Origin of the sequence: Paenibacillus cookii (assembly GCF_018333375.1) — a bacterium.
Lineage (GTDB): Bacteria > Bacillota > Bacilli > Paenibacillales > Paenibacillaceae > Paenibacillus_AQ > Paenibacillus_AQ cookii.
Map to the genome: position 1 here is coordinate 1 of NZ_BORW01000031.1, position 22,498 is coordinate 22,498.

The 22,498-nt window shown below is 55.3% G+C and carries 21 protein-coding genes, 13 tRNA genes and 1 rRNA gene; 25 read left to right on the top strand and 10 right to left on the bottom strand.

The annotated features are described in order from the left end of the window. Positions 1 to 364 precede the first annotated feature (364 nt). From rrf to KI367_RS21010, 14 genes are all read left to right on the top strand, one after another. A 5S ribosomal RNA gene (rrf, locus tag KI367_RS20945) occupies positions 365 to 481 on the top strand. A 39-nt stretch (positions 482 to 520) separates the two neighbouring features. Further along, positions 521 to 593: transfer RNA gene (locus KI367_RS20950), tRNA-Asn, on the top strand. A 58-nt stretch (positions 594 to 651) separates the two neighbouring features. Continuing rightward, a tRNA-Ser gene (locus KI367_RS20955) sits at positions 652 to 743 on the top strand. A gap of 23 nt (positions 744 to 766) precedes the next feature. After that, a tRNA-Glu gene (locus KI367_RS20960) sits at positions 767 to 841 on the top strand. Between the two features lie 52 nt (positions 842 to 893). Continuing rightward, a tRNA-Val gene (locus tag KI367_RS20965) sits at positions 894 to 969 on the top strand. 42 nt (positions 970 to 1,011) lie between these two features. Beyond that, positions 1,012 to 1,088 (top strand) — tRNA-Asp (locus KI367_RS20970). 36 nt (positions 1,089 to 1,124) lie between these two features. After that, positions 1,125 to 1,200 (top strand) — tRNA-Thr (locus KI367_RS20975). A gap of 12 nt (positions 1,201 to 1,212) precedes the next feature. Beyond that, a tRNA-His gene (locus KI367_RS20980) sits at positions 1,213 to 1,288 on the top strand. A 14-nt stretch (positions 1,289 to 1,302) separates the two neighbouring features. After that, positions 1,303 to 1,377: transfer RNA gene (locus KI367_RS20985), tRNA-Gln, on the top strand. Between the two features lie 19 nt (positions 1,378 to 1,396). Then, a tRNA-Lys gene (locus KI367_RS20990) sits at positions 1,397 to 1,472 on the top strand. 11 nt (positions 1,473 to 1,483) lie between these two features. Next, positions 1,484 to 1,567: transfer RNA gene (locus KI367_RS20995), tRNA-Leu, on the top strand. A 7-nt stretch (positions 1,568 to 1,574) separates the two neighbouring features. Further along, positions 1,575 to 1,649 (top strand) — tRNA-Gly (locus KI367_RS21000). Between the two features lie 21 nt (positions 1,650 to 1,670). Further along, a tRNA-Pro gene (locus KI367_RS21005) sits at positions 1,671 to 1,744 on the top strand. A gap of 18 nt (positions 1,745 to 1,762) precedes the next feature. Further along, positions 1,763 to 1,836, top strand: a tRNA-Gly gene (locus KI367_RS21010). Positions 1,837 to 1,981: 145 nt separating this feature from the next. Here KI367_RS21010 and KI367_RS21015 read toward each other — a convergent pair. Next, positions 1,982 to 2,248 carry a hypothetical protein gene (locus KI367_RS21015; RefSeq protein ID WP_212952074.1) on the bottom strand — a complete coding sequence of 89 codons (267 nt, stop codon included), beginning with the start codon at positions 2,246 to 2,248 and terminating at the stop codon, positions 1,982 to 1,984. An 18-nt stretch (positions 2,249 to 2,266) separates the two neighbouring features. Here KI367_RS21015 and KI367_RS21020 point away from each other — a divergent pair, with 18 nt between their 5' ends. Continuing rightward, complete coding sequence (locus KI367_RS21020) at positions 2,267 to 2,992, top strand: N-acetylmuramoyl-L-alanine amidase (RefSeq protein ID WP_212952075.1); 726 nt, start codon at positions 2,267 to 2,269, stop codon at positions 2,990 to 2,992. Positions 2,993 to 3,104: 112 nt separating this feature from the next. Here KI367_RS21020 and KI367_RS21025 read toward each other — a convergent pair whose 3' ends face one another. Further along, entirely contained in the window at positions 3,105 to 3,692 is a 588-nt protein-coding gene (locus KI367_RS21025) for a hypothetical protein (RefSeq protein WP_212952076.1), read from the bottom strand. A gap of 216 nt (positions 3,693 to 3,908) precedes the next feature. On the opposite strand from KI367_RS21025, the gene KI367_RS21030 reads away from it, so the two are divergent. Next, the gene (locus KI367_RS21030) at positions 3,909 to 5,105 is read left to right on the top strand and encodes a Gfo/Idh/MocA family protein (RefSeq protein WP_036712248.1); all 1,197 of its coding nucleotides are present in this window, start codon (positions 3,909 to 3,911) and stop codon (positions 5,103 to 5,105) included. A gap of 101 nt (positions 5,106 to 5,206) precedes the next feature. Next, the gene (gene wrbA / locus KI367_RS21035) at positions 5,207 to 5,824 is read left to right on the top strand and encodes an NAD(P)H:quinone oxidoreductase (protein WP_036712246.1); all 618 of its coding nucleotides are present in this window, start codon (positions 5,207 to 5,209) and stop codon (positions 5,822 to 5,824) included. Positions 5,825 to 5,946: 122 nt separating this feature from the next. Here wrbA and KI367_RS21040 read toward each other — a convergent pair whose 3' ends face one another. Together KI367_RS21040 and KI367_RS21045 are read right to left on the bottom strand one after the other, a co-directional pair. Continuing rightward, positions 5,947 to 7,086 carry a phosphodiester glycosidase family protein gene (locus KI367_RS21040; protein ID WP_036712244.1) on the bottom strand — a complete coding sequence of 380 codons (1,140 nt, stop codon included), beginning with the start codon at positions 7,084 to 7,086 and terminating at the stop codon, positions 5,947 to 5,949. Between the two features lie 106 nt (positions 7,087 to 7,192). Next, entirely contained in the window at positions 7,193 to 7,969 is a 777-nt protein-coding gene (locus KI367_RS21045; protein WP_036712242.1) for an ABC transporter ATP-binding protein, read from the bottom strand. Between the two features lie 227 nt (positions 7,970 to 8,196). Between KI367_RS21045 and KI367_RS21050 the strand changes: the two genes are divergently transcribed. From KI367_RS21050 to rnhA, 3 genes are all read left to right on the top strand, one after another. Then, positions 8,197 to 8,979, top strand: a complete 783-nt coding sequence (locus tag KI367_RS21050) for an AraC family transcriptional regulator (protein WP_212952077.1) — start codon at positions 8,197 to 8,199, stop codon at positions 8,977 to 8,979. A 101-nt stretch (positions 8,980 to 9,080) separates the two neighbouring features. Further along, positions 9,081 to 9,548, top strand: coding sequence for an acyl-CoA thioesterase (locus KI367_RS21055; RefSeq protein WP_036712238.1), 468 nt, complete (start codon positions 9,081 to 9,083; stop codon positions 9,546 to 9,548). A 45-nt stretch (positions 9,549 to 9,593) separates the two neighbouring features. Then, positions 9,594 to 10,253: a ribonuclease H gene (gene rnhA / locus KI367_RS21060; protein WP_212952078.1), complete on the top strand. Its 660-nt coding sequence runs from the start codon at positions 9,594 to 9,596 to the stop codon at positions 10,251 to 10,253. 205 nt (positions 10,254 to 10,458) lie between these two features. On the opposite strand, the gene KI367_RS21065 is transcribed toward rnhA, so the two are convergent. After that, positions 10,459 to 12,438: a beta-galactosidase trimerization domain-containing protein gene (locus tag KI367_RS21065; RefSeq protein ID WP_212952079.1), complete on the bottom strand. Its 1,980-nt coding sequence runs from the start codon at positions 12,436 to 12,438 to the stop codon at positions 10,459 to 10,461. Positions 12,439 to 12,665: 227 nt separating this feature from the next. Here KI367_RS21065 and KI367_RS21070 point away from each other — a divergent pair, with 227 nt between their 5' ends. Both KI367_RS21070 and KI367_RS21075 read left to right on the top strand, forming a co-directional pair. Continuing rightward, on the top strand, positions 12,666 to 13,535 hold the full coding sequence (locus KI367_RS21070) for a helix-turn-helix domain-containing protein (protein ID WP_212952080.1): 870 nt from the start codon (positions 12,666 to 12,668) through the stop codon (positions 13,533 to 13,535). A gap of 305 nt (positions 13,536 to 13,840) precedes the next feature. Continuing rightward, positions 13,841 to 14,767, top strand: a complete 927-nt coding sequence (locus KI367_RS21075; RefSeq protein ID WP_212952081.1) for an alpha/beta hydrolase — start codon at positions 13,841 to 13,843, stop codon at positions 14,765 to 14,767. A gap of 124 nt (positions 14,768 to 14,891) precedes the next feature. On the opposite strand, the gene KI367_RS21080 is transcribed toward KI367_RS21075, so the two are convergent. The 4 genes from KI367_RS21080 to KI367_RS21095 form a co-directional block, all read right to left on the bottom strand. Then, positions 14,892 to 15,947: a formylglycine-generating enzyme family protein gene (locus KI367_RS21080; protein ID WP_444544271.1), complete on the bottom strand. Its 1,056-nt coding sequence runs from the start codon at positions 15,945 to 15,947 to the stop codon at positions 14,892 to 14,894. 61 nt (positions 15,948 to 16,008) lie between these two features. Next, positions 16,009 to 17,244, bottom strand: coding sequence for an ROK family protein (locus KI367_RS21085; RefSeq protein WP_373316249.1), 1,236 nt, complete (start codon positions 17,242 to 17,244; stop codon positions 16,009 to 16,011). Beyond that, complete coding sequence (locus KI367_RS21090; protein ID WP_212952082.1) at positions 17,237 to 17,773, bottom strand: chromate transporter; 537 nt, start codon at positions 17,771 to 17,773, stop codon at positions 17,237 to 17,239. Before KI367_RS21090 ends, KI367_RS21085 begins: the two co-directional genes overlap by 8 nt. Before the next feature lie 137 nt (positions 17,774 to 17,910). Further along, entirely contained in the window at positions 17,911 to 18,522 is a 612-nt protein-coding gene (locus tag KI367_RS21095) for a chromate transporter (protein ID WP_212952083.1), read from the bottom strand. Between the two features lie 232 nt (positions 18,523 to 18,754). Between KI367_RS21095 and KI367_RS21100 the strand changes: the two genes are divergently transcribed. Together KI367_RS21100 and KI367_RS21105 are read left to right on the top strand one after the other, a co-directional pair. Next, on the top strand, positions 18,755 to 20,230 hold the full coding sequence (locus KI367_RS21100; RefSeq protein ID WP_281422521.1) for an arylsulfatase: 1,476 nt from the start codon (positions 18,755 to 18,757) through the stop codon (positions 20,228 to 20,230). A gap of 50 nt (positions 20,231 to 20,280) precedes the next feature. Continuing rightward, complete coding sequence (locus tag KI367_RS21105) at positions 20,281 to 21,084, top strand: aminoglycoside 6-adenylyltransferase (RefSeq protein ID WP_212952084.1); 804 nt, start codon at positions 20,281 to 20,283, stop codon at positions 21,082 to 21,084. A 111-nt stretch (positions 21,085 to 21,195) separates the two neighbouring features. Here the strand turns inward: KI367_RS21105 and greA are convergent, their stop codons facing one another. Continuing rightward, positions 21,196 to 21,678: a transcription elongation factor GreA gene (gene greA, locus KI367_RS21110; RefSeq protein ID WP_036712221.1), complete on the bottom strand. Its 483-nt coding sequence runs from the start codon at positions 21,676 to 21,678 to the stop codon at positions 21,196 to 21,198. A gap of 358 nt (positions 21,679 to 22,036) precedes the next feature. Here greA and KI367_RS21115 point away from each other — a divergent pair, with 358 nt between their 5' ends. Beyond that, positions 22,037 to 22,462 carry a MarR family winged helix-turn-helix transcriptional regulator gene (locus KI367_RS21115; protein WP_212952085.1) on the top strand — a complete coding sequence of 142 codons (426 nt, stop codon included), beginning with the start codon at positions 22,037 to 22,039 and terminating at the stop codon, positions 22,460 to 22,462. Positions 22,463 to 22,498 lie beyond the last annotated feature (36 nt).

A 22,498-nucleotide genomic window follows, 5' to 3' on the forward strand; every position in this document is an offset into this window, starting at 1 on the left:
TAGGTTGGAGGTGGAAGTGCAGCAATGCATGGAGCTGACCAATACTAATCGGTCGAGGGCTTATCCTAAAAAGTACCCCAAAAAGTGAAGCTTAGGCTTCGCGGTTCAATCCGAATACTTTTCGGGGGCCCGGAACAAAAACCGGGAAATGCTACGGAAAATAAAACGCAAAACGTTTCGTATCTAGTTTTCAGGGAGTCAAAACAACTTTTTGAAGCTCAAGTGGTTTCGAAGGGCAAGTATGACTTTCGGCATTTGGCGATGCCGATTCCTGTACATATCGTATTGGAATTCAATCGTCAATCAAGATGAAGCGAATTTCACAAACGATTTTGAAGCTGCGATGTTGCAGCGAAAAATCCCGTTTGGTGGCGATGGCGGAGGGGTTCCACGCGTACCCATCCCGAACACGACCGTTAAGCCCTCCAGCGCCGATGGTACTTGGACCGAAGGGTCCTGGGAGAGTAGGACGCTGCCAAGCGGAAACCACATCCTTTGTGGTTATTTTTTTGCGAAACGTTCCCCGATAGCTCAGTCGGTAGAGCACTCGACTGTTAATCGAGTTGTCACAGGTTCGAGTCCTGTTCGGGGAGTTGAATTCCAATAAAATGTTTGAATGCTGAAAGCAATCATCATTTTTGGACAAGACGCGGAGAGGTGTCCGAGCTGGCCGAAGGAGCACGATTGGAAATCGTGTAGGCGTCACAAGCGTCTCGAGGGTTCGAATCCCTCTCTCTCCGCCAGCATTTCAAACTTTACATATTAAGGCCCGTTGGTCAAGGGGTTAAGACACCTCCCTTTCACGGAGGTAACAGGGGTTCGAATCCCCTACGGGTCACCATTACTTTCCCTTGATTGGGACGAGAATCCAGTCGGGTTCATAGAAAATTTAAGGAGACTTAGCTCAGCTGGGAGAGCATCTGCCTTACAAGCAGAGGGTCGGGGGTTCGATCCCCTCAGTCTCCACCATTATTCCTCAAAGCGGGAAGCTTTCAGGATTCATAAAGGCCTGGAACCGTGGTGTAGAGGCCTAACATGCCTGCCTGTCACGCAGGAGATCGCGGGTTCGAATCCCGTCGGTTCCGCCATTATTGTTCTCTAGCATCATCTTACTCAATCATTGCGCCGGTGTAGCTCAATTGGTAGAGCAACTGACTTGTAATCAGTAGGTTGGGGGTTCAAGTCCTCTCGCCGGCACCAGAATTGCATATGGCGGTCGTGGCGAAGGGGTTAACGCACCGGATTGTGGCTCCGGCATTCGTGGGTTCAAGTCCCATCGATCGCCCCATTTATCCTAACTATTGGGGATTAGCCAAGCGGTAAGGCAACGGACTTTGACTCCGTCATGCATAGGTTCGAATCCTATATCCCCAGCCATTTTACTCAAGGCAATTACGAGCCATTAGCTCAGTTGGTAGAGCACCTGACTTTTAATCAGGGTGTCGAAGGTTCGAGTCCTTCATGGCTCACCAGTTTTTCAATTGCGCGTGTGGCGGAATTGGCAGACGCACTAGACTTAGGATCTAGCGTCTTTGACGTGGGGGTTCAAGTCCCTCCACGCGCACCATGAATATGCGGACGTGGCTCAGCGGTAGAGCATCGCCTTGCCAAGGCGAGGGTCGCGGGTTCGATTCCCGTCGTCCGCTCCATTTAACTGTTTACCTTCTTTTCGGGATGTAGCTCAGCTTGGTAGAGCACCTGGTTTGGGACCAGGGGGTCGCATGTTCGAATCGTGTCATCCCGATCTCTTTCCTTTTTTCGCGCGGGTGTAGTTCAATGGTAGAACTCCAGCCTTCCAAGCTGGTAGCGTGGGTTCGATTCCCATCACCCGCTCCATATAGATTTAAAACAAACACGCCGAAGGGCGTTTTTTTGTTATATGGAGGCGTGTGGGGAAGAAGAAGCCACGCAGCGTGGGTGCGACCGTCCGTGAAAGCTTCTTTGAGAATGTCCCGATCAGGACGCGCGTCAACATCAACCTCTAGGTGCGAGCCGCAGGCTCGCCTTTTAAATCGAGATGTTGAGTATTCCCATCACCCGCTCCATATAGATTTAAAACAAACACGCCGAAGGGCGTTTTTTTGTTATAAAGCAATCCATTCAGGTTCTCCCGGTTTTTGGATATTTCCTGGTGCAACCGCCGCCTCAAAAAATGATGACCGGAATAATCATATAAAAGGAAGGGTATGATTTTCGAAAACAGAACGGCCTGGCCTGAGAAATTCTGAGGATAGTAAGCGGTTTGCACGAAAAGGAGGTCATCCGAATGAAAAAAGTGTGGATCGATGCCGGACATGGCGGCAAAGATTCGGGGGCTACCGGAAATGGTTTGCAGGAAAAGGATGTTGTTCTTGCGCTAGCATTAGCCATTAAAAAGCGTTTGGATTCGGAATATGAGGATGTACAGGCATTGTTATCCCGAAGCACGGACGTGTTTGTCGAACTGAAGGACCGGACCGGCCAGGCTAACGCCGCGGGCGCAGATCTTCTGATTAGCGTTCATTGCAATGCGGGAGGCGGCTCGGGCGGTTTTGAATCTTATCGTTATACGTCGGCATCGGCAGCGACGGTGAAGCTCCAAAACCTGCTCCATACGGAAATCATGGCTGGGTTGAAACCTTTTGGCGTCGCGGATCGAGGGCAAAAGACCGGGAACCTGCACATGTGCCGCGAGAGCCGGATGCCGGCCGTTTTGACGGAAAACTTATTCATCGATGTCGCGTCCGATGCCGCCAAGCTTAAACAGCCGGCCGTGATGGAGGCGATCGTAAGCGGGCATGTCCTCGGAATCGCAAAATATTTGGGGCTGAAAAAGAAAGAGACTCCCGCCCCGGACGGCCCCGAAGTAACCGTAATCGCCAATGGCAAAACGCTGAGCGGCGCCAAGCTGGAGGATGGGGTAGTCACGGTGCCTCTGCGTGCAATTGCCGAAGCCTTAGGGGCGAACCTTACATGGGACAATCAGACGAAAACGGCTACCATTACGAAATAAATTCATACGTTTAATGCCTCGAATATAAAAAAGGGCCGCTTTCCAAGCGCCCTTTTTTGCTTCTGAACCTATCCTGCCCCACTGCTATCCTGTTATAAACATTAACCTTGTTCTAACCCGTTTTTTTCACGAATTGCTTTTGTTTGGCCATCCCTTTGGCGGACAGCTGGTACACCGTGACGTCATAAACCCCGGTATGTCTTGCCGCATTCGGATCCCGGTCAGGGTTCCATTTTAGATTTTCCCGCTCGATTTCCACCTGGATGGTGTTGGCCGAAAGAAATGTCGCATTGACGCCTACGCCGCCAAACGATTTTCTAAGAAAAACCTTTCCGTTCTTGTGCACCCCGACCACCTGGACCATGCTTCCGCCGGTAGCGCCCGACAGATACAGCAAAAATGTGTCTCCGCCGGATGCAACGGTAAATTGAACGGCGCCGCCCGTGTTGATCCAGGATTCGTCGGCTTCGCGCCATACTTTTTTTCCGTTCAGCTTGATGACCGGCAGGAATCCCAAGCCGTCCACGTTTTCTTTGTCAACGACGAGCCCGTTCAAAAGCTTCATGGGAAGCTTGGAGGCGTCCATGCCCAAATAAAGCTTGGGATACGTTTTGGCCGCAGGCGGGTTCGATTTTGCCGAAACGCTGGCAGCAGGCAGCAGCAGGCAAAATATCAACACAATTGATAAGAGCTTTTTCATCCGTGTTTCTCCATCCTTCTCACGATGTTGTCGTTCATGAACCTCAGCCCCAAATTATACCATACCCATCCATCATTCATCTACCAAATATCATCAAATGATCACAGGGTAAAAATATGAATATTGACAGATCATAGGAAACGGGGGAATATCAGAGTGAAAAGAATCATAGATTCATAATCAAAACATAGATTCATATCCTTTGGGGAGGCTGCGATGAAAAACAAAGTGAAAGTCGGCGTAATCGGTCTCGGTGCCCGCGGCATGGGATTATTGACGGGCGTTATTTTGCATATGGACGACGTCGAGGTCGTGGCGGTTTGCGACAAATACGAGGACCGCGGCGAAGCCGCAGCGAAAGCGGTTGCAGAAAAGGGCGGCGCACGTCCTTTCGTGACGCGGGATTACCGGGACGTGATGGCGCTTGGCGATATCGACGCGGTCGTCATCGGCGCTTCGTGGGCCGACCATATCGATATTGCGGTGGCCGCGATGGAAGCCGGCATTTATGCGGCATGCGAGGTAGGCGGGGCTTATTCCGTCCAGGAATGCTGGAAGCTTGTCGAAGCGTACGAACGCACCCGGGTGCCCTGCATGATCATGGAAAACTGCTGCTACGGCCGGGACGAAATGATGGTGCTCAACATGGTGAAGCAGGGCGTGCTGGGCGACATCGTACATTGCGCCGGCGGCTACCATCACGATCTGCGAAGCGAAATTGCCTTTGGAAAAGAAAACCGCCATTACCGCTTGAACAATTACATCCATCGCAATTGCGAAAACTATCCTACGCATGAAATCGGGCCGATCGCCCGCATTCTGAACATCAACCACGGGAACCGCATGGTTTCGCTGGTATCGATGGCTTCCAAGGCAAAAGGCATGCAGGAGTATGTCCGCAAGGAAAAAAGCGATGATGCCGAGCTGATGCAAACGGAATTCCTGCAGGGCGATATCGTGACGACCGTCATTAAATGCGCGCATGGCGAAACGATCACGATTACGCTCGATACGACGCTGCCGCGTTATTATTCCCGGGGATTCACCGTCCGCGGTACGAAAGGCATGTACATGGAGGACAACCATTCGATTTATTTGGACGGCGTGCATGACGACTTCCATATGGGATGGAAACCCCAGTGGGGCAACGTGGAGCAATTCAGGGAACAATACGAGCATCCGGTATGGAAAAAATATATCGAAGAAGGCGTCAAAGGCGGCCATGACGGGATGGACTGGCTTGTGTTCAAAGATTTTTTCGAAAGCGTGAAACAAGGGACCGAAACGCCGCTGGACGTATACGACATGGCCGCTTGGATGTGCATCTCCGCTTTGTCCGAAGAATCGATCGCTTTGGGAGGACATCCGGTGGCGATTCCGGACTTCACCAACGGCAAATGGATGAATCGTTAATCCCCGGCAACATGAACCGTGAACGTTAGGCGGAGAATACTTTAATTCCTTCTTTGGCAGAATAAAACCTATCCATATTCCACGAAAAAGGGGGAAATTCGATGGCAAACGTAAACACGGCCATAATTTATTACAGCTCCGGCGGCACCAACTACCAGCTGGCGCAATGGGCTGCCGAAGGCGCAAAACAAGCGGGTTCCGAGGTCAAAGTGCTGAAAGTGGCCGAAACGGCGCCGCAATCGGCGATCGATTCCAATCCGGCCTGGAAAGCCAACCAGGAAGCGACGCAGCATATTCCGGAAGCCAGCCTGGCCGACCTGGAATGGGCGGACGCGATCATTTTCAGCATCCCTACCCGTTTTGGCAACATGCCGGTGCAAATGAAACAATTCCTGGACCTGACCGGCGGGCTCTGGTTCCACGGCAAGCTGATGAACAAGGTCGTCAGCGCCATGGCTTCGGCGCAAAACCCGCATGGCGGCCAGGAAGAAACGATCCTTTCCTTGTACACGAGCATGTACCACTGGGGAGCGATCATCGCGGCGCCGGGATATACCGATCCATCGCTTTTTGCGGCAGGCGGCAACCCCTACGGCACATCGGTTACGGTCGGCCAGGACGGAAAAATGATCGAGGACGTCAAGGAAGCCGTGTTGCATCAGGCAAAACGCACCGTAACCGTCGCCGATTGGGTGAAAACGGGTTTGGGCAAACCGTAATCCTAAACGCCGGATTCTTCGTTTTCCCCGAAAATTCGCAGCAAAAAAGGCTGGAACTTGGGATTGCAAATCTCAAGGCCAGCCTTTTTGTCGAGTATCGGAGCTCAGTTAAGAGACTCTCATTATTGCACTTTTACGACGAGGGCATTGCTGATGAGGCGTCCGGGAGCCGTCAAATATTTGCCGTTGTAGTACAGGCCGCTGGATGCGCCGCCGTCCAAATTCATCGCTTGGTAAGCGCCCGCTTGGCGCATGATTTCCGCGAGCTGCGGAATCGTCGCCCCGCCCGTCGTCAGCAAAATCAATTTATGGTCCTTGGTAATGCCGAGTGCGCTGCGTGCCCCGCCGCCCGTCAGTATCTTCGGATCTTTGAACCCTTCCTGCTTCACGTTCAGCGACACTTTGCCGTTAAGCAGCAGGCGCGGGCCGGCCTGAAGTCCTCCCTCGATGCGCCCTTGGTCGTACGCCGTCTTGAAAGACAAGCCGGAAATCAAGCTTGGAAGCTGGTTTTTGTCGTAAGCAAAAATGACCCGCTTGTCGCCCGGGCTTGCCATCTTAATGGCGCCTTTGCTTAAAATGTAGCCGTAGGGGGCTTTGTAGCCGCCATTCGTGTAAGCGTCAAAAAAGGTGCCGTTGATCGCGACGGCCGCGCCGCTGCGTTTGGCGATGCTGCCGAGCGCTTCGACCTTGCCGGGCGTATTGCCCGCCAGCACCACGTCCAAATGAACTTTGGGATTCATCAGGTCGACGGTAACCGTCTGCGCGGCGATGGAACGGGAGCCGATTTTAAAAGTCTTCTTTTCGCTTACGACCGGCTTGGCTTCGGCTTTGCCGTTATTACGGATGACGACGGGCAGAACTTCCGACGAGCCGTTTGCGGCGATGGTGACGGCATTGCTGTCTTTCAGCCAGGCAAGCTTGTAGCCAAGCTCTTGGCTTACGAGCTGGGCAGGCACGTAGACGACCCCGTTGTCCCTGTACGGCGCATCCTGAAGGGAGACGGAGCGGCCATTGACGTCAGCTGTTTTTTGACCAAGGGTCATCGCTATTTTCGTGGAGCCGTGCGTGATTTCAAGCCGTTTTGCGGCGTCGTTCCACAGGATCTGATTCCCGTCAAAACCGTTAAGGAAACGGACGGGCAAAAAAGAATGGCTGGTTTTCGCATCCATGACGACGACGTTCCGCGGCGGCGCCGATGCCAGCGCGGCAGGCATCATGCAGACGAATGCGAGCAGCAAAAACGCGATTGATCTTTTGAACATATGTGCTGTAATCCCCTTTTGTATGATCTATTCCTGCATGTGTAATATCGGAATAATCATGCTTTTGTTGAATAGGGGATAGGACTTTGTTTATATTAGCCGGAGGTTATTCCGCTACCCGTACGTAAAAGCGTTCTCCATGCCTGTCCACGACGACGGGCGATTCGAAAAATCCGCTCAGGTTTTCCGCCGTCAAAATGTCTTCCGTTTTGCCGCTGCCGACCGCTTCCCCGCGTCTCATGAGCAGCACATGGCTGAAGGCAGGCAAAATCTCCTCCGTATGATGCGTGACATAAATCAAGGTCGGGGCGTTCGGCTGGCGCACGAGCTCCGCAATGCTTTCGAGCAGGCGCTCCCGCGAAAAAATATCCAGCCCGTTGCAAGGCTCATCCAAAATCAAAATGCGGGGGTCCGCCATCAGCGCGCGGGCGATGAGCAGCTTCTGCTTTTCGCCCTGGGAGCAGGTCCGGTATTCGCGGTCCCACAAATGCCCGCAGCTAAGCGTCTCCATCAGTTCGCGGGCCCGCTCGAAATCTTCGTCGCTCGTTTTATCGTACAGGCCGATCGTGGCGTGTTTGCCGCTGATCACGATATGCTGCGTGCGGTCCGAAGCGTACAGCCGCTCTTGGAACGAATTGCTGACCCAGCCGATCGATTTGCGCAATTCGCGCAGGTCGACTTCGCCGAACAGATGGCCAAGGACGCGCACCGAGCCCTCCGAAGGCCAGATATAGCCGTTGACGATATTAAGCAGCGTCGTTTTTCCCGAACCGTTCAGGCCAAGCAGCGCCCAATGCTCCCCCGGTTTGACCTGCCAGCTGACATCCTTCATGAGCGTATGCTGCCCGCTTCTCCAAGTAATGTTTTGAATATCGATGATCATGTTCGTATCTCCTCTCTCCAGTCCTGATTAGAAATGTCGTTCTCCACATGTTAAAACAAATCCGCGCGCTGTCAATACCGCCGCCCGGCCCGGCAAAGGCGGGAAGCGGCCGGCATTAACGGATTTCCCTTCATCTTACCCGGGTTATGGAGGCGTTGTCGCCGCGATAATTGCTGGCCTTGAAAGCTTTTTTTGCTATAATGTCAACAGGTGAAGCGATGATGGAGATGAGTATTCGAACAGAACGGATGGAGCTTTTTAAGGGCGCCGACCGGTTTTCGAACCGGTCCCACCGCCACGGGCATTGGTATCAGGTGACCGTTCCGGTTCAAGGCGTATGCCATGTTATGATGGAAAATAAGCCTTACCGGCTGAACGGGGGCGAGGGATTGATCCAGCATCCGGGAACGGAGCATTTTTTGCGGCTTGATGCGGATTCCAGCGTGATCATCATCAAAATCCGCGAGGATGCGCTGGGGCTCGAGCAGGCTTCCGGCAGTCTGCCGGAATTTGCGGTCCGTCAGCGGATGGATCCGGGGGAGCTGTCCCGCCTGTTCCGGCATTGGACGTCGGAGCTGATGTTCGGCGATGCGCCGGACCCGCTTGCGGCGCAGGAGACGGAAATCCGGGTGCTCCATTATTTGCGGGCAACGCTGAACGGCTCCATCCCGGAACGCGGGCTTGAAAGCAAGGTTCGCGATGTGCATATCCATCAGGTGCTCGAATATATGCACGCTTATTATGCGGAGGCTGTTTCGGTCGATGACCTGGCCGCCGTCGCCAAGCAAAGCCGGTTTCATTTCATCCGGAATTTTCGCGAATGCACGGGCGTTACCCCGTACCAGTATCTGCTGATGCTGAGGGTGGACAAAGCCAAGCAGCTGCTCAAAAGCTCCGGCGATTCGGTGGCGGACATCAGCTGCAGCCTCGGCTTTTCCTGCACGAGCCAGTTCCACAGGGCATTCCGGAAATTCGCCGGCATGACGCCGGGCGAGTTCAGGCAAAGCTGAAACTGGGAAGGAAAAACGGCGGAGATGAAAGTGCTTGAAAACGGGCCGCGGCTCGTTTTTTGTTCAAACTGTTCTTTTTTGAAGAAGAGAGGGGATAAACGATGCGCAAAGAAAGCTTTATCAAACCCGATCCGGCCGGCTGGCTTCAAAAGTTTCGTTTTTCGATTCCGATCAAAGTGCGCTACTGCGAAACCGACATGCTGGGACATGTCAACAATGTAAGCTATTTTATGTATTTCGAGCAGGGGCGCATCGAATATTTCGAAAATTTGGGCTTGTTCGATTCGATGTTCGGCACGGAAAAGGTTGCCGTCGTCGCCGATCTCGAATGCCAATACCTGGAGCAAATGTACCGGAGCGACAAGGTTCAGCTTCATGTGCGGGTTGCTTCGATGGGAAGATCGTCCCTGGACGTGGAGTATGCGGTAGTAGCGAACGACCGGCTCAAGGCGGCGGGACGCGGAGCGATCGTGCTGATCGATACGGGGAGCGGCAAAAGCACGCCGATTCCGGATGTTGTCCGCGGGGCGATTGCCGCTTTTGAGCAAGAAGGCTTGAGCGGGGTTTAAGGTTTGGGCTGCAGCTTATTTTTTACTTAAGGAGTTTTTACGCATATGGCGAAATCGAAGTTTTACGTCGTTTGGGAAGGGAAAAAGCCGGGGGTTTACGCCACTTGGGCGGAGTGTCAGGCCCAGGTAAACGGCTATCCGGACGCCAAATATAAATCGTACGAATCCCGCGCGGAAGCGGAGGCCGCATTCAAAGGCGGATGGAAAGGCAATTGGGGGCAAGGCAAGTCCACGTCCTCCAAAACGGCCGGAGGCGGGAAAGCCGGAGCCGGTAAACCTTCGCCTGCAGGCGAAGAGGAGATTGTGTACGACAGCATTTCGGTGGACGTGGGCACCCGCGGCAATCCCGGCCCGGTCGAATACAAAGGCGTCGATACGAGAACGGGGGAAATTTTGTTCTACGTCGGGCCGATCGAAAACGGCACGAACAATTTGGGGGAGTTTATCGCCATCGTGCATGCATTGGCTTACCTGAAGAAGCTGGGCAGCAGCAAAACGGTGTACACCGATTCCCAAACCGCTTTGGCCTGGGTTCGCAAGAAAAAGCCCGCAACGACGCTCGCCAGGAACGAGTCCACGCGCAAAATTTGGGAGCTCACCGACCGTGCGGTGCAGTGGCTTGAAAACAACACCTACGAAAACAAAATTTTAAAGTGGAACACGGAGAAATGGGGCGAAATCAAGGCGGATTTCGGGCGGAAGTAAGCGCGGGGCATGCATAAGCATGGACAGCAAAACAGCGATACGATCGTATCGCTGAAAGCGAAGGACGTTTCTCGCCCCCGCGAACCCGATCGATAACAGGATAGCCGTCCCAAGGCCGACATGACCGGCAGGGACGGCTTTTTTGTTTTTGGACGGTCCGATCCTTGCAGCGAACAGAGGCAAACATGGACGGTCCGTGCCGCCGTTACTCCGGTTTCCCGTATTCCAGCACGACCATCTGGTGGCATTCCAGCTCAGGGATGACGTACGTTAATTTCTCACCGTCTTGCTTAAAATCGAGCGGCTTTCTTTGCGGAGCCAGGTATACGGCGTTGACGGCTTCGGGAATGCGGAGCTCCATGGATACGTGATAGACCGGCAGGATGTCCTCGATCACTTCGACGCCTTTCCCCCGCCTTACCGGCGAGGCGTACAGCGCATGCTGCACGTAGCGGGATTTCGACGCCTGCTTCTGCAGGGTGACGGTGCCTTGGGCCTTCAAGGTAGTGCGCAGCGTAGGCTCCGGCAGCAGGCGGCTCAGCGCGTACAACACCGTTTCTTTCAGCACAAGGCTCCCTTTCACGGCATAATCTTCGAAGACGTTCCAGGCGATATAGATGCCATTGCGGCTTTCGACCATGCCCGGACCGCCGTCCGTGCCGCTGCTTGGCGTATGCTGATGGGAGCAGAAGGCGAACGCGTCCCGGTTGAAATACGGGTCTTCCCTCCGCCCGAGCTCCGTGCCGGTTTCAGTCAGCTCGACGCGCTGGCCTTCCGAATAGAAGACAAACGCCGCTCCGCCCAGGCTTGCGAGCGGGTGGAGCGGGCGGTAATAATCCGGACGGTAGGGATTCGCTCCGGCATGCCGGACGCCCAAATCCAGCGCAAAACCGTCCCGGTCCGCCCACAGTCCCGATTCTCCCGTCGCCAGCAGGCGTCCGCCCTGGGCGAGATAGGCCGACAGCTTGGCATGCAGAGGTTCGTCGATGCGGATCCGGTCGGGCAAAATGACCACTTGATAGGCGTCAAAATCGCTTTCAAGGTCCACCACGTCAAACAGGATATGGCCTTCGGTCAGCATGCGGACAGCCCCTGCATCGGCTTGGCCGGTAAAGCTGTCATGCCCGCCGTCCGATGCATGCGAGCCGGCGGCTTCGACGGAAAGCAGGGCCACGTCGGCGACATTCGCCGCATCGCGGCACCATTCTTCTTTCGCCTCTACCTCCGCGTAAGCGCTGCCGATAAGCCGGTAGGTCGCTTCGTCCATCCGTCCCAGGGGATGAAGCTGGTCGCCGATCGAGCAGGCCGCCCCATGGGCAAGGCTGAGCGCCGTCTCGTAGCGGAGCGCGTTCGGATGTTTGTACCCCCCGAATTCCCCCCAGGTGGTGTGGAACTTTCCGGTCATGCCGAGGAAAGGCGTCCCGAGCGGCTGCACGTAACGCGCCGACAGCGGAAAATGGTCGTAGCCCCAGCCGCCGGTAGGGAGCGACTCCAGCTCCAGGTGCGTGTTCATCCCGGCCAGATCGCGGCGGCCGCGCCGGATATGGCCGCCGTTGTGGAACACCGGCAGGCCGGGGTTGTGGGCATCCACCGTTTCCCGGACGCGCCGGGTGTAGTTGGCGTAGGTTCGCTCCCATAACGGTTTCATGCCTTCCGCGTCGCGCGGGTCGAGCCCCTCGGCCCTTGCTTCGGCGACGCAGCTCGCGCAATAGCATTCCCTCACGCCGACGATGTCCAAAAAGATGCCGTCGGCCTCGTAGTTTCGGACGACCTCGGCGATTTGCGACAGCAGAATGTCGAGATACGGGGTATTCAGGCACAGCAGGTGATATCCGGGCCTGAACAAATCCTCGCTGCCGCCGTAACGCGGGCGCACCCACCACTCGGGATGGCTGACGGCCAGCCTCTCGTCGAATCCGGCGGATAAGTAGACGGGCGTTTTAACGTCGATGTCATGGGCCGCCTCGATCATTGCCCCGAGAAGGTCAAAAGTAAGCCCCGGATGGATGCGGTTGGCTTCGGACGGGTGATAGGCCCATCCGTGATGGCATTTGGAAAAGACGGTGATGGAATCTACATGCCCAAGCTTCAGCATCTGTTGGAACTGTTCTTTTTCGAACCTGCTGCCAATACGGTCGATCGCTTCCGACGTATGAAAATCGAGGTGTACCTGGCGAAAACGCATCGTGAATGTCCTCCTTTGGTTTGGAAAGGGATTTCTTTTCCTAAAGGTAACGGAAACGCAGCCGGCGAACTACGCAAAATAGCGACTTCATATCGCACGATATCGACCTTCGCACCATGACCGGAGTGATGGGGGATGTTAATATAGAACATAATGGATCCGTTTTCAGAAGTACCGGTTTTATTGGGTTTAAAACGATATCGATTTGAACAAGGGAGGGGAGCCCGTTGAAATGCCTGGAGCTTGCGATCCCGCCGCTGCCGTCGCTGGTGACCGTCGGACATGCGATGTGGTTGCCGGGGAACTGCCATTTTGAAAGGTCATTTGACGTGTATGACGTCATCTTCGTCAAAAGCGGCGCCATGTATATGCGGGAGGATCGGGAGGAATACGTAATCCGGGGCGGGCAATTGCTGGTGCTGGAACCGGGGAAAACCCATGCGGGCAGCGCCCCGTGCACGGAAGAAACGGAGGTCTACTGGGTGCATTTCAAGCATGCCGCGGCGCTCAGAAGGCTGGACGCAAAGGACATTCCGTGGTCTGCCGTCCTTCCGCAGGGGCGCGACAGCGATACGAAGCCATCCGATCAGACAATGTACCTTCCGAAGCATGGCGACGTGCCCTTCGCCAAACTGCTGCCGGCCTTAAACCGCATGGTCAAGCTGAATGCGCAGCTGTCCGTGGAGGAGGCGCTGCAGCTGCAGACGTTGTTCGGCGAGCTGCTGGGCACGCTGCAAACGGAAGCGAAAGCGAGGCCCGCCCCGCGTTCGTCCGAGCTGGCGAAGGAAGCGGTCCTGTATTTGCAAAACCATTGGAGCGAGCCGTTCCATTCCAAAAGCATGGAGGACGCGCTCCATTTTCAATTCGACTATATTACGCGCTGCATGAAAAAATATACGGGCATGACGCCGCTTCAATACGTGCACCATCTTCGGATTTCCCATGCGGTCACGCTGCTGGCGCAGACCACCTTGTCCGTGCAGGAAATCGCCGAAAGGGTCGGCATCCCGAACGCCAGCTTTTTCGGCAGGCTGTTCCGCGAGCGTATGGGAATCACGCCCGGACAATACCGTCTTCAACGGCAGCGCCAATTATAAGGCAACAAGAGGGCGTCTGAAAGGGGCCTCGATTTTCAGCGCCGCCTCGTTCCAGCCTGGAGCAGCGGGCCATCCGAAGGGCGAAGCAGCAAACGACGAAACACAAATCAGCAAACAGGCCTCCCCGAAAATCGCTGTAAAGGACAAGAACATGTTCCCGGCGCTTTCAAGCGCGTTCGCTCTAGGAGAAATGAGTTTCAGATCCATTTGAGTTCTTCAACCAAAGTACAACAACCTCACCTAATTCAAAGTGATAATAGAGCTCTGTTGTACATTCAGTGAACATTCGGAGGAATAGAAAACTGATGATCGTATCTTTTAAAGACATAAAAATGGCACTCGTCTTGCTTCTTTTGTTCATAATAACCATTACGGGATGCTCCGCCAAAATGCCCGTATCTCCAAACGAAGATCATTCTTCAACGGATCTGCCTCAAAATACGTCCACCACAACCGAGACCGGGAATGAAACACCGCTTGCCGAAGTGACGAACATGCCATCAAACCCGCCGGTTGAGTATGATCCTGCCTGGCCGGACCGAACGGTACGCTCTTCGAGCGGGCATCTTGTGAATAGTTGCGTGCCAGAGAAGCTGCGCGATCAAGCGACTACTTGGACAACCAGCGACGGGGTGTATCTGTCGGCACTTGTGCTTGGGAGCGGAAGCAAAGGAGTCCTGCTGGCACACGAGCAAGGCTATAACATCTGCTCTTTTCTTGACATAGGTACTGAACTGGCGGATAGCGGATATTTGGTTGTTATCCCTGAATATCGCAATCACGGCGCCTCACAGAATTTCCCGGAGGATAATCAGAATATAGATCGTGATGCAGATGCAGCCTTAAGCGAACTCAAACGATTGGGTTCACAAAAAGTGTTTTTGGCAGGGGCATCATGCGGCGGTACGACAGCAATCATTGCAGGCGTTCGCCAAGAGCTGCCTGTCGAGGGACTCATTATTCTGTCTTCTCCTGCACAATGTGGCCCGCATGATGCGATTCCAAGCGTCAAAAAGATGAAAGCGCCATCCCTGTTTGTTTTTTCACCCGGTGATTATGGAGGATCGATTGAAAAAGAAGTGCGCAAATTATATCAAGCATCCGGAGCAACGGATAAAGAGCTCATCGTGGATCCGAGCGGTTATCACGGAACCGATATGTTTCATAGGGGAGAGCAGGGTGACGCACTAAAGTCCAAACTGATTGATTTTGTTAAAAAGGTATTTCATTAAAATAAACTCGAAAAAGCCCCGCACTCCCGAATCGTTCATGCCATTCCGGGGAGGACGGGGTTTTTTGAAGAGGTTCGAATGTATAAGTTCTCAGGCTAGCCGACATCGACATCACGTTAAAAACCTAAAGATCCGCCGCGACGCGAAAACCGGTATTGCCCGTCGAGCTGTCCGGGGTATTACCGCTTCGGGCCGCCACGCGGTAACGGTTGCAGTAGGAATGATGGCAAAGGTAAGAGCCGCCCTTAAGCACGCGCGCCTCGCCCTCGGCGGGTCCTGCCGGGCGCTCCGTCGAGCCGCGCTGCCCGGGATCGCGCGTAAACCAGTCGGCGCACCATTCCCAGACGCTGCCCGAAACGTTATAGAGGCCGTACCCGTTCGGTTCATAAGCGTCAACCGGGGCGGTGCCGAAATATCCGTCGCTGGCATGGTTTTTCGTCGGAAATACGCCCTGCCAAATGTTGCACCGGTGCTCCCCGTTGGGACGGAGGACGTCGCCCCACGGGTAACGTTTGCCTTCGAGCCCTCCGCGGGCCGCCGCCTCCCATTCGACTTCGGTCGGCAGGCGTACGCCGGCCCATCGGCAGTAGGCCTGGGCGTCGTTCCATGAGACGTGCACGACCGGATGGTTCAGCCGATCGGCAATGCTGCTTCCCGGCCCTTCGGGCGCTCTCCAGCAGGCGCCTTCAACCCCGTGCCACCACGGCGTTTGCTGAGGCGACCCGACGATGGCGACCTTCCCGGGTTCGGGCAGCAGCAGGTGAAACACGTACGACCAGCCGAATTGTTCCGCTTCCGTCACATACCCCGTGCTGTCGACGAACGCCGCAAAATCGGCATTCGTTACGGCGTAGGGCGACATGCGGAACGATTGGACGCGCACCCGTCTGGCCGGCCCTTCGGCATCGGAAGGGAACCCTTCCTGATCATCGGTGCCAAGCCAATATTCGCCCTCCGGAATGACGGGCCATGAAGAGGGATCCGGGCGCAAAGCTCCGGGTGCCTGCGATTCGCTTGCGGGAGCCGCTGCCGCGGCGGTTTGGGCTTCGGCTGGTATTCGTGCCGACTCCATGGCAGGGGTGCCGCAGCCGGCCGATCCGGCGACGGCCTTCCTTTTTGCCGCGCAGCAGGGAGAAACGTTGCGGTCTTGATGCGGTTCGTGGTCAGGTTTGTCGGGCATTCCAAACGTGGATGCGGCTGACATGGCGAAAACTCCTCTCTGGGTGGAAGGTTCAAACCGATTAGACGGTCAACTGGCTCAGCATCATTAACGCGGCTCCGATGGCGATGGCTTCGTCGCCGTACGTGCCTCTGCTGAAAATCACCTGGTATTTCGGATAATGGTAGGTTTTGCGGATGGCCGTTTGGGTGGCCGTATAAAAAAACAGATTCGATTCGGTCATGAGCGGGCCGCCCAAAATAACCTTTTCCGGATTCAAAATGTTCAGCAGATTCGCAAGGCCGACGCCGAAATACGCCGCCGCTTGCGTCACGATTTCGGTCACCATCGGGTCCATTTGCTTCAGCGCCTCCATAATGTCCGGATATTTGGCCGGCTCCCCCGGCGGCAGCCATTGCCGCAAAACGCTGCCGCGGCCGAGGCGCAGCCTTGAGTTCACTTCGCGTTCAATGGCATAGACCGACGCATACGAATCAAGCGCCCCGTAATTGCCTTGCGGCGTGCGGTAGGGGTGGCCGTCCGCCTGGATGATCATTTGGCCGAAGGAACCCTCCATATCGACGGCGCCGTGGATGAGCTTGTTGTCCGTCATCATGCCGAGGCGAAGGCCCGTGCCGGCATGGACGTATAACATGTGACGGAAATTTTTGGTGCGGTTCGCCCAGGATTCCGCGATGAGCGCCGTATTGGCGCCGTTATCCAGCATGACGGGACAGCCGAGCCGTTCCTCCAGCAGCTTCACGATCGGCACATGGTTCCAGCCGGGAGCGGCAAACCATTCGGGTTCTTCGATGATGCCGTCCTCCCTGCTCAGCGGCCCGACGGCGCCGATGCCCATCCCGATGATCCGGTCCCGGGCGATCCGGTGTTTGTCCATCCATTCGCCGGCTTGCCCGGCCACCTGCTGCAGAAGGGCCAAGGGCGTGGTTTCTTCGGTCATGCGCCATTCTATGGCATCGATTTTGTTGCCTGCTAGATCAAGCAGCACAAGCCGGGAGGACACCCGGGATATGTCGAGCCCGAAGGCATAACCGTAGCTGGCGTTCACCCGATAAAGAATCGGCCGCCGTCCGCCGGTGGAGGCTCCAAGACCGCTTTCGGTGATGACCCCGATGGAGACGAGCTCATCCAGTACGCGCGTTAAGGTGCTGACCGTAAGCCCGCTTGCGGCGAGCAAATCGTTTTTGGCGATCTCCTGCATCCGGCGGATGTCCTGGAACAGCTCCTTCGCCTTGGGCGACGGGATGCGGCTTTGCGCATCGATTCGTTGGTTCTTTTCATTAGGCATACTAGGCATAAATCACAATCCCCACAATCCCTGAAACGATAATCATGGCCAGCGGATGCACGCGGAAACGAATCATGGCGGTCAGGGCAGCGATAAAAATGGCGATGCTGGCAAACGTGCTGAAGGAAAATCCGGTAATAAAACCGGAGTGGATCGTCATCGTGTAAGCGGCGTATGCAATCAAGGCGATCACGGCCGGCTTCATGCCGTTCAGCGCCGCCTGTATCCACTGATTATCATACACACGGTAAAAAACGGTAGCAACCAGGAACATGACGATGGCGGAAGGCAGCACGATGCCCAGCGAAGCGACCAGGCTGCCGATCCATCCGCCCGCGGCATAACCGACATAGACGGCGCTGTTCATGGCCACCGGCCCCGGCGCCATGCCGGCAATGGCGATCGCTTCCGTATATTGCTCCGCCGTCATCCAGCCTTCCTTCAGCGCGGCGTGTTCGATGACCGGAAGCATGGCGTACCCTCCGCCGAAAGACATAAATCCAATTTTGAAAAAAGTCCATAATAACTCCAGCAGCATGATTTCTTCCTCTTCTCCCCAAGCGGGTATCTATTCTCGGACTTCCGGACGTTCCGGAAGCTGCCGTTTAATCCGAAATATAAAAATTGAATATTCATGGTCCATATGGGCCCGGCCCGACGCGATCCTCACGGAATTTACATGGGAGGATGGTCGCCCTTGTTCTCGGGGGAGGCTTTTTGCGGATCCCCCACGGGGGACGCTGCCTTGGCAACGATGCCGATCACGACGCCGACCGCCAGGACGAAAAGGGGCGGAATCGGAAAAAAGAGCAGCAGGACGAGGCAGGCGGCGGCGACGCCCCATGCCAAAGGATGGTTCAGCGCCTGTTTGCGCATCCGGACCGCCGCGTAGATGATCAAGGCGACGACGGTGGGTTTGATGCCGTGCAGCGCGGCCTGCACGTAACGGTTATGGCTGAAGCCCGCCGCAGCTGCGCATAAGACGAGCATGATAAGGATCGTCGGCAGGGAAATGCCGGCAACGGCGGCAAGGAGGCCGGGAATGCCGGCCACGCGGTAGCCGACCAGCGCGGCGACGTTGACTCCGATGCCCCCGGGAGCCGCGCCGGAAAGCGCGGTCATCTCGCTCATTTCCTTGGAGCCCAGCCATCCGCGGCGTTCCGTGACTTCCTTATCGATGACGGGAAGGATGGCGTAGCCGCCGCCAAAGGTGGTGGGTCCGATTTTCAAAAAAGAAACAAAAAGCTTTCCGCATAAGCGAAGCTTGCGTTCTCGGTTGGCTTCCATGATTTTTGCTTCCTTCTTTCCTTGACTTCCTGAGGTGTTCGCTTCCAGTATATCGTACTTTATTTCTTTTTGGAATAAAGAAAGGCCCTTATTTGCTGGAAAAGAGGAACAAACCGGGATCGAAATCAAGATAACGAAGGAAAATCCATTTACTTTCGATCAAAATGGAGGTTAAATGGAAATAATTTCGAATCCATGTTTTTGAATTCATCTCCTGGGGAGGGGAACGTCCTTGAATCGGAACAAACCGAATGTTTTGCTGATTACCGTGGACCAAATGCGTTACGATTGCCTGAGCATCGCAGGCCATCCCGTGGTGGAGACGCCGAATTTGGATGAGCTGGCCCGCACCGGCGTGCGTTTCGACCGCGCCTACTCCGCGACGCCGTCCTGCATCCCGGCGCGGGCGGCGATTTTTACCGGGAAGTCCCAGACGGGCCACGGGCGCGTCGGGTATCAAGACCGCGTGCCGTGGCGTTACGACCGCACGATGCCGGAGGAATTTGCGAAGGCCGGATACCACACGCAATGCGTCGGCAAAATGCACGTATACCCGGCCAGAAACCTGATGGGTTTTCACCATGTCGTGCTGCACGACGGGTATCTGCATCATAACCGGAATAAGTACAGCATCCCGGTCTCCGAACATTACGACGAAGTGGACGATTACTTGCATTGGCTGCGCCGGCAGGAACCCGGCGCGGACCTGATCGATTCCGGATTGGACTGCAACGCTTCGGCGGTGGCCCGCCCGTGGCATCTTCCGGAAAAGTTCCACCCGACGAATTGGGTCGTCACCGAATCGATCGATTTCCTGCGCCGCCGCGACCCGGGCAAGCCGTTTTTCTTGTGGATGTCTTTCGTCCGGCCCCATTCGCCGCTGGATCCGCCGCAGGCGTATCTCGATTTGTACGAAGACGCGGAAATCCCCGATCCGCCGGTCGGCGATTGGGTGATGACGTCCGATCCCGGTTTGGAAGGGTACAATCCGACGACAAGCCGAGGCATCGTCCCGAAACGCCGGCTCAAAAAAGCGACGGCCGCCTATTACGCGCTCATCACGCATATCGATCATCAAATCGGCCGCTTTATGCAGGCGCTGGCGGAATACGGCGAGATGAACGACACGGTCATTTTGTTTACCTCGGATCATGGGGAACTGATGGGCGACCATCACCTGTTCCGCAAGTCGCTGCCTTATGAAGGAAGCGCGCGGGTGCCGTTTATCGTCAATGATCCGGGAAACCGCCTGGGCCTTCAAAGGGGCAAAGTGGTGGAGGAGGTCGTGGAAATGCGGGACATTATGCCGACGTTGCTGGATGCCGCAGGCGTGCCGATCCCCGATTCGGTGGAGGGGGGCAGCGTGCTACAGCTGGCTTCACGGGCTGCCGAACGTCAAGGCGTTGCTTGGCGTTCCTACCTGCACGGAGAACATTCGCAAGGCAGCCAGTCCAATCATTGGGTTACGGACGGCAAGGAAAAATATGTCTGGTTCTCCCAAACCGGCGAGGAACAGTTTTTCCTGCTCGGCGAAGATCCGCAGGAGCTGCATAACGCCATCCGCGACGAGTCCTGCCGGGAACGGATCCGGCACTGGCGATCGGTGTTGGTTCAGGAGCTGAAGGATCGCGAAGAGGGATACTCGGACGGCGAACGGCTGATCGTCGGGCGAACTCCGGCCGCCGTGCTTTCGCACGTCCGCGGATGACCGCAAAGGCTGCCTTAACGGCAGCATCCGGCGACCGGCAGGTCGATCCAATGAAGGAGGGGGATTCGGTGATCCTCGAAGAAGCCGTCGATACGGTCGTCTCCAGTTTGACGAAAGACGAATACGTGCAGGCGATATTTTTAAAAGGTTCGATGGGCAGAAACGAACATGACGAATTTTCCGATATCGATTTGTATTGTCTTGTGAATGCGGAGGATCTGGATTTGTTTCTTCCGAACCGCATGCGGCATATAAGGGCGTACAAAGAACTGCTGTTTTATGACGAAATCTTTATCGTTGCGCCGCAAATATTGGCCGTATACGAAAACCTGGTTCATCTCGACCTGTTCACCGTGACGGAAGAAAACTACGTCGCCAAAGATTTTATCAAGGTGCTGCATGACCCGGACGGAAGGCTGGCTCCATTGGCCGCCAAGCAAAACCTGGCTTTGGAGCCGGCGGAGTTTCAGGATGCCGTCGACGACGCGGTATGGTTTTTGTATCAATATCACGCCGCCTCCCGCAGAGGAAACGATCTGTGGAGCATTCAAACGCTTCACAACGCGATGACGAATCTCTCCAAAGCGTTATTGCATAAATACAAGCCGGAGCGGGCGCAGCTTGGCATGAAGGATATGGAACGCTCCTTGCCCGAAGAACCGTTGGCCGCGGTCAAACGGATCTATGCCCACATGACGCCGGAACATCATAAACAAGCTTGCAGGTTCATGGTTGATTTGATGCTGCGGGAAGAAGCCTGGATCTTTGCCCATGTGCCCTTCCCTTTGAAGATCAAGCCATTATGGGACGCGATGAAAAAAATAGGATCGGCCGACCCGCGAACGAACGCGTGACACCCGGAATCCGGCCCTGAAGCGCAAAAAAGAACCCTGTTTCCTTCAGCTGGAAGCAACAGGGTTCTTGGCGTTCGTTTCACGGTTTCAGGCATCCCGTTACCGATGCCGTTATGATTTGGCGCGGATATCCAGGACTTCGTACTGGATGACTCCCATCGGCGCCGTCACGCTGATGACGTCGCCGACGGACTTGCCGATCAGCTCTTTGCCGAGCGGGCTTTCGTAGGAGATTTTGTTGCTTTGCACGTCGGCTTCCGCCGGACTGACGATCCGGTATTCCACGACTTCGTTGAATTCCCGGTCGTTCAGCTTGACGTAGGCGCCCACGCTGACGATCGAAGCATCGGTGCTTTTGACGACCCGGGCTTTGGTCAGCATTTTCTCCAGCATGATGATCCGGGTTTCCATGAACGACTGGTCGTTTTTAGCGGAATGGTATTCGCTGTTTTCCTTCAGGTCGCCGTAACTGATCGCTACCTTCAGACGTTCCGCAAGCTCTTTGCGTTTTACGGTTTTTAATTCCTCCAGCTCGGCCTTTAGTTCTTCCAGCCCTTCGGGAGTCAAAATGATTTCTTCATTTTCATTGGACATATCGCAACACCTCTCTCTCTTAAATTGTACACGAAATGCCGGCTAAAACGAAATATCCGGAAACAATCGGTATCATCAAACTCCTGGGGGATGAACGCTGATCCTGCCGATAGGGGGATGTTATCCCGAGTATCCCCGCATCTAAGGAAGAATGCAGGCTGTCCTGGCCGGCTTGTCGGCCAGCCGTCGGTATGGTCGCGGGAATTCGGAAGAAAACCCGTGTCGGCCCATCTGATCGGAGGCGGCCCGGCTCCCGGGACCGCCGGCTGATTTCGGCACCCGTCCGCCTGTATGTTATACTGGTTCTGACGCTTTTTGGCATGGAAACCGGGCAGTATAAGGAGGCGGATGACGGAAAATGGATGCTCCGATTCATTTGATCGAATACGAAATCGCTTTGCTGGTGAGGCTTACGACGGCACACAGCCCCAAGCTTGGAAGTCTTGACCGCTCAGAATATCTTTTGCTTAGCGAGCTGGAAAAATTCAGCCCGCTGGCCATTAACGCGCTGGCCGACCAGCTGCTGCTGAATTTGTCCACGGCGAGCCGCCAGGTGGCTGCGCTTGAGGGGAAAGGTTATATCCGGCGTTATCCGGATTCGAACAACGGCAGGATCAGTTTGGTGGAAATCACGCCCGAAGGATGGGACATTCTCCGCAAGGTTCAACAAGCGCGTTACGCGGCCTATGCCGACATGCTTTCCGGCTGGTCTCCGGCCGAGCTTGAGCAGCTGCGGGATCATTTGACCCGGCTGAACCGGGATTTCAAAGCATGGAACAAATAAGGGCCATATGAATATGGCGGTATTTGGCTAAAGGAG

Excerpts from the sequence above, each read along its gene's own strand:
- KI367_RS21020 (WP_212952075.1), top strand. The coding sequence starts at position 2,267 with ATGAAAAAAGTGTGGATCGATGCCGGACATGGCGGCAAAGATTCGGGG.
- KI367_RS21025 (WP_212952076.1), bottom strand. The coding sequence starts at position 3,692 with ATGAAAAAGCTCTTATCAATTGTGTTGATATTTTGCCTGCTGCTGCCT.
- KI367_RS21030 (WP_036712248.1), top strand. The coding sequence starts at position 3,909 with ATGAAAAACAAAGTGAAAGTCGGCGTAATCGGTCTCGGTGCCCGCGGC.
- wrbA (WP_036712246.1), top strand. The coding sequence starts at position 5,207 with ATGGCAAACGTAAACACGGCCATAATTTATTACAGCTCCGGCGGCACC.
- KI367_RS21040 (WP_036712244.1), bottom strand. The coding sequence starts at position 7,086 with ATGTTCAAAAGATCAATCGCGTTTTTGCTGCTCGCATTCGTCTGCATG.
- KI367_RS21045 (WP_036712242.1), bottom strand. The coding sequence starts at position 7,969 with ATGATCATCGATATTCAAAACATTACTTGGAGAAGCGGGCAGCATACG.
- KI367_RS21050 (WP_212952077.1), top strand. The coding sequence starts at position 8,197 with ATGAGTATTCGAACAGAACGGATGGAGCTTTTTAAGGGCGCCGACCGG.
- KI367_RS21055 (WP_036712238.1), top strand. The coding sequence starts at position 9,081 with ATGCGCAAAGAAAGCTTTATCAAACCCGATCCGGCCGGCTGGCTTCAA.
- rnhA (WP_212952078.1), top strand. The coding sequence starts at position 9,594 with ATGGCGAAATCGAAGTTTTACGTCGTTTGGGAAGGGAAAAAGCCGGGG.
- KI367_RS21065 (WP_212952079.1), bottom strand. The coding sequence starts at position 12,438 with ATGCGTTTTCGCCAGGTACACCTCGATTTTCATACGTCGGAAGCGATC.
- KI367_RS21075 (WP_212952081.1), top strand. The coding sequence starts at position 13,841 with ATGATCGTATCTTTTAAAGACATAAAAATGGCACTCGTCTTGCTTCTT.
- KI367_RS21080 (WP_444544271.1), bottom strand. The coding sequence starts at position 15,947 with ATGCCCGACAAACCTGACCACGAACCGCATCAAGACCGCAACGTTTCT.
- KI367_RS21085 (WP_373316249.1), bottom strand. The coding sequence starts at position 17,244 with ATGCCTAGTATGCCTAATGAAAAGAACCAACGAATCGATGCGCAAAGC.
- KI367_RS21090 (WP_212952082.1), bottom strand. The coding sequence starts at position 17,773 with ATGCTGCTGGAGTTATTATGGACTTTTTTCAAAATTGGATTTATGTCT.
- KI367_RS21095 (WP_212952083.1), bottom strand. The coding sequence starts at position 18,522 with ATGGAAGCCAACCGAGAACGCAAGCTTCGCTTATGCGGAAAGCTTTTT.
- KI367_RS21105 (WP_212952084.1), top strand. The coding sequence starts at position 20,281 with ATGAAGGAGGGGGATTCGGTGATCCTCGAAGAAGCCGTCGATACGGTC.
- greA (WP_036712221.1), bottom strand. The coding sequence starts at position 21,678 with ATGTCCAATGAAAATGAAGAAATCATTTTGACTCCCGAAGGGCTGGAA.
- KI367_RS21115 (WP_212952085.1), top strand. The coding sequence starts at position 22,037 with ATGGATGCTCCGATTCATTTGATCGAATACGAAATCGCTTTGCTGGTG.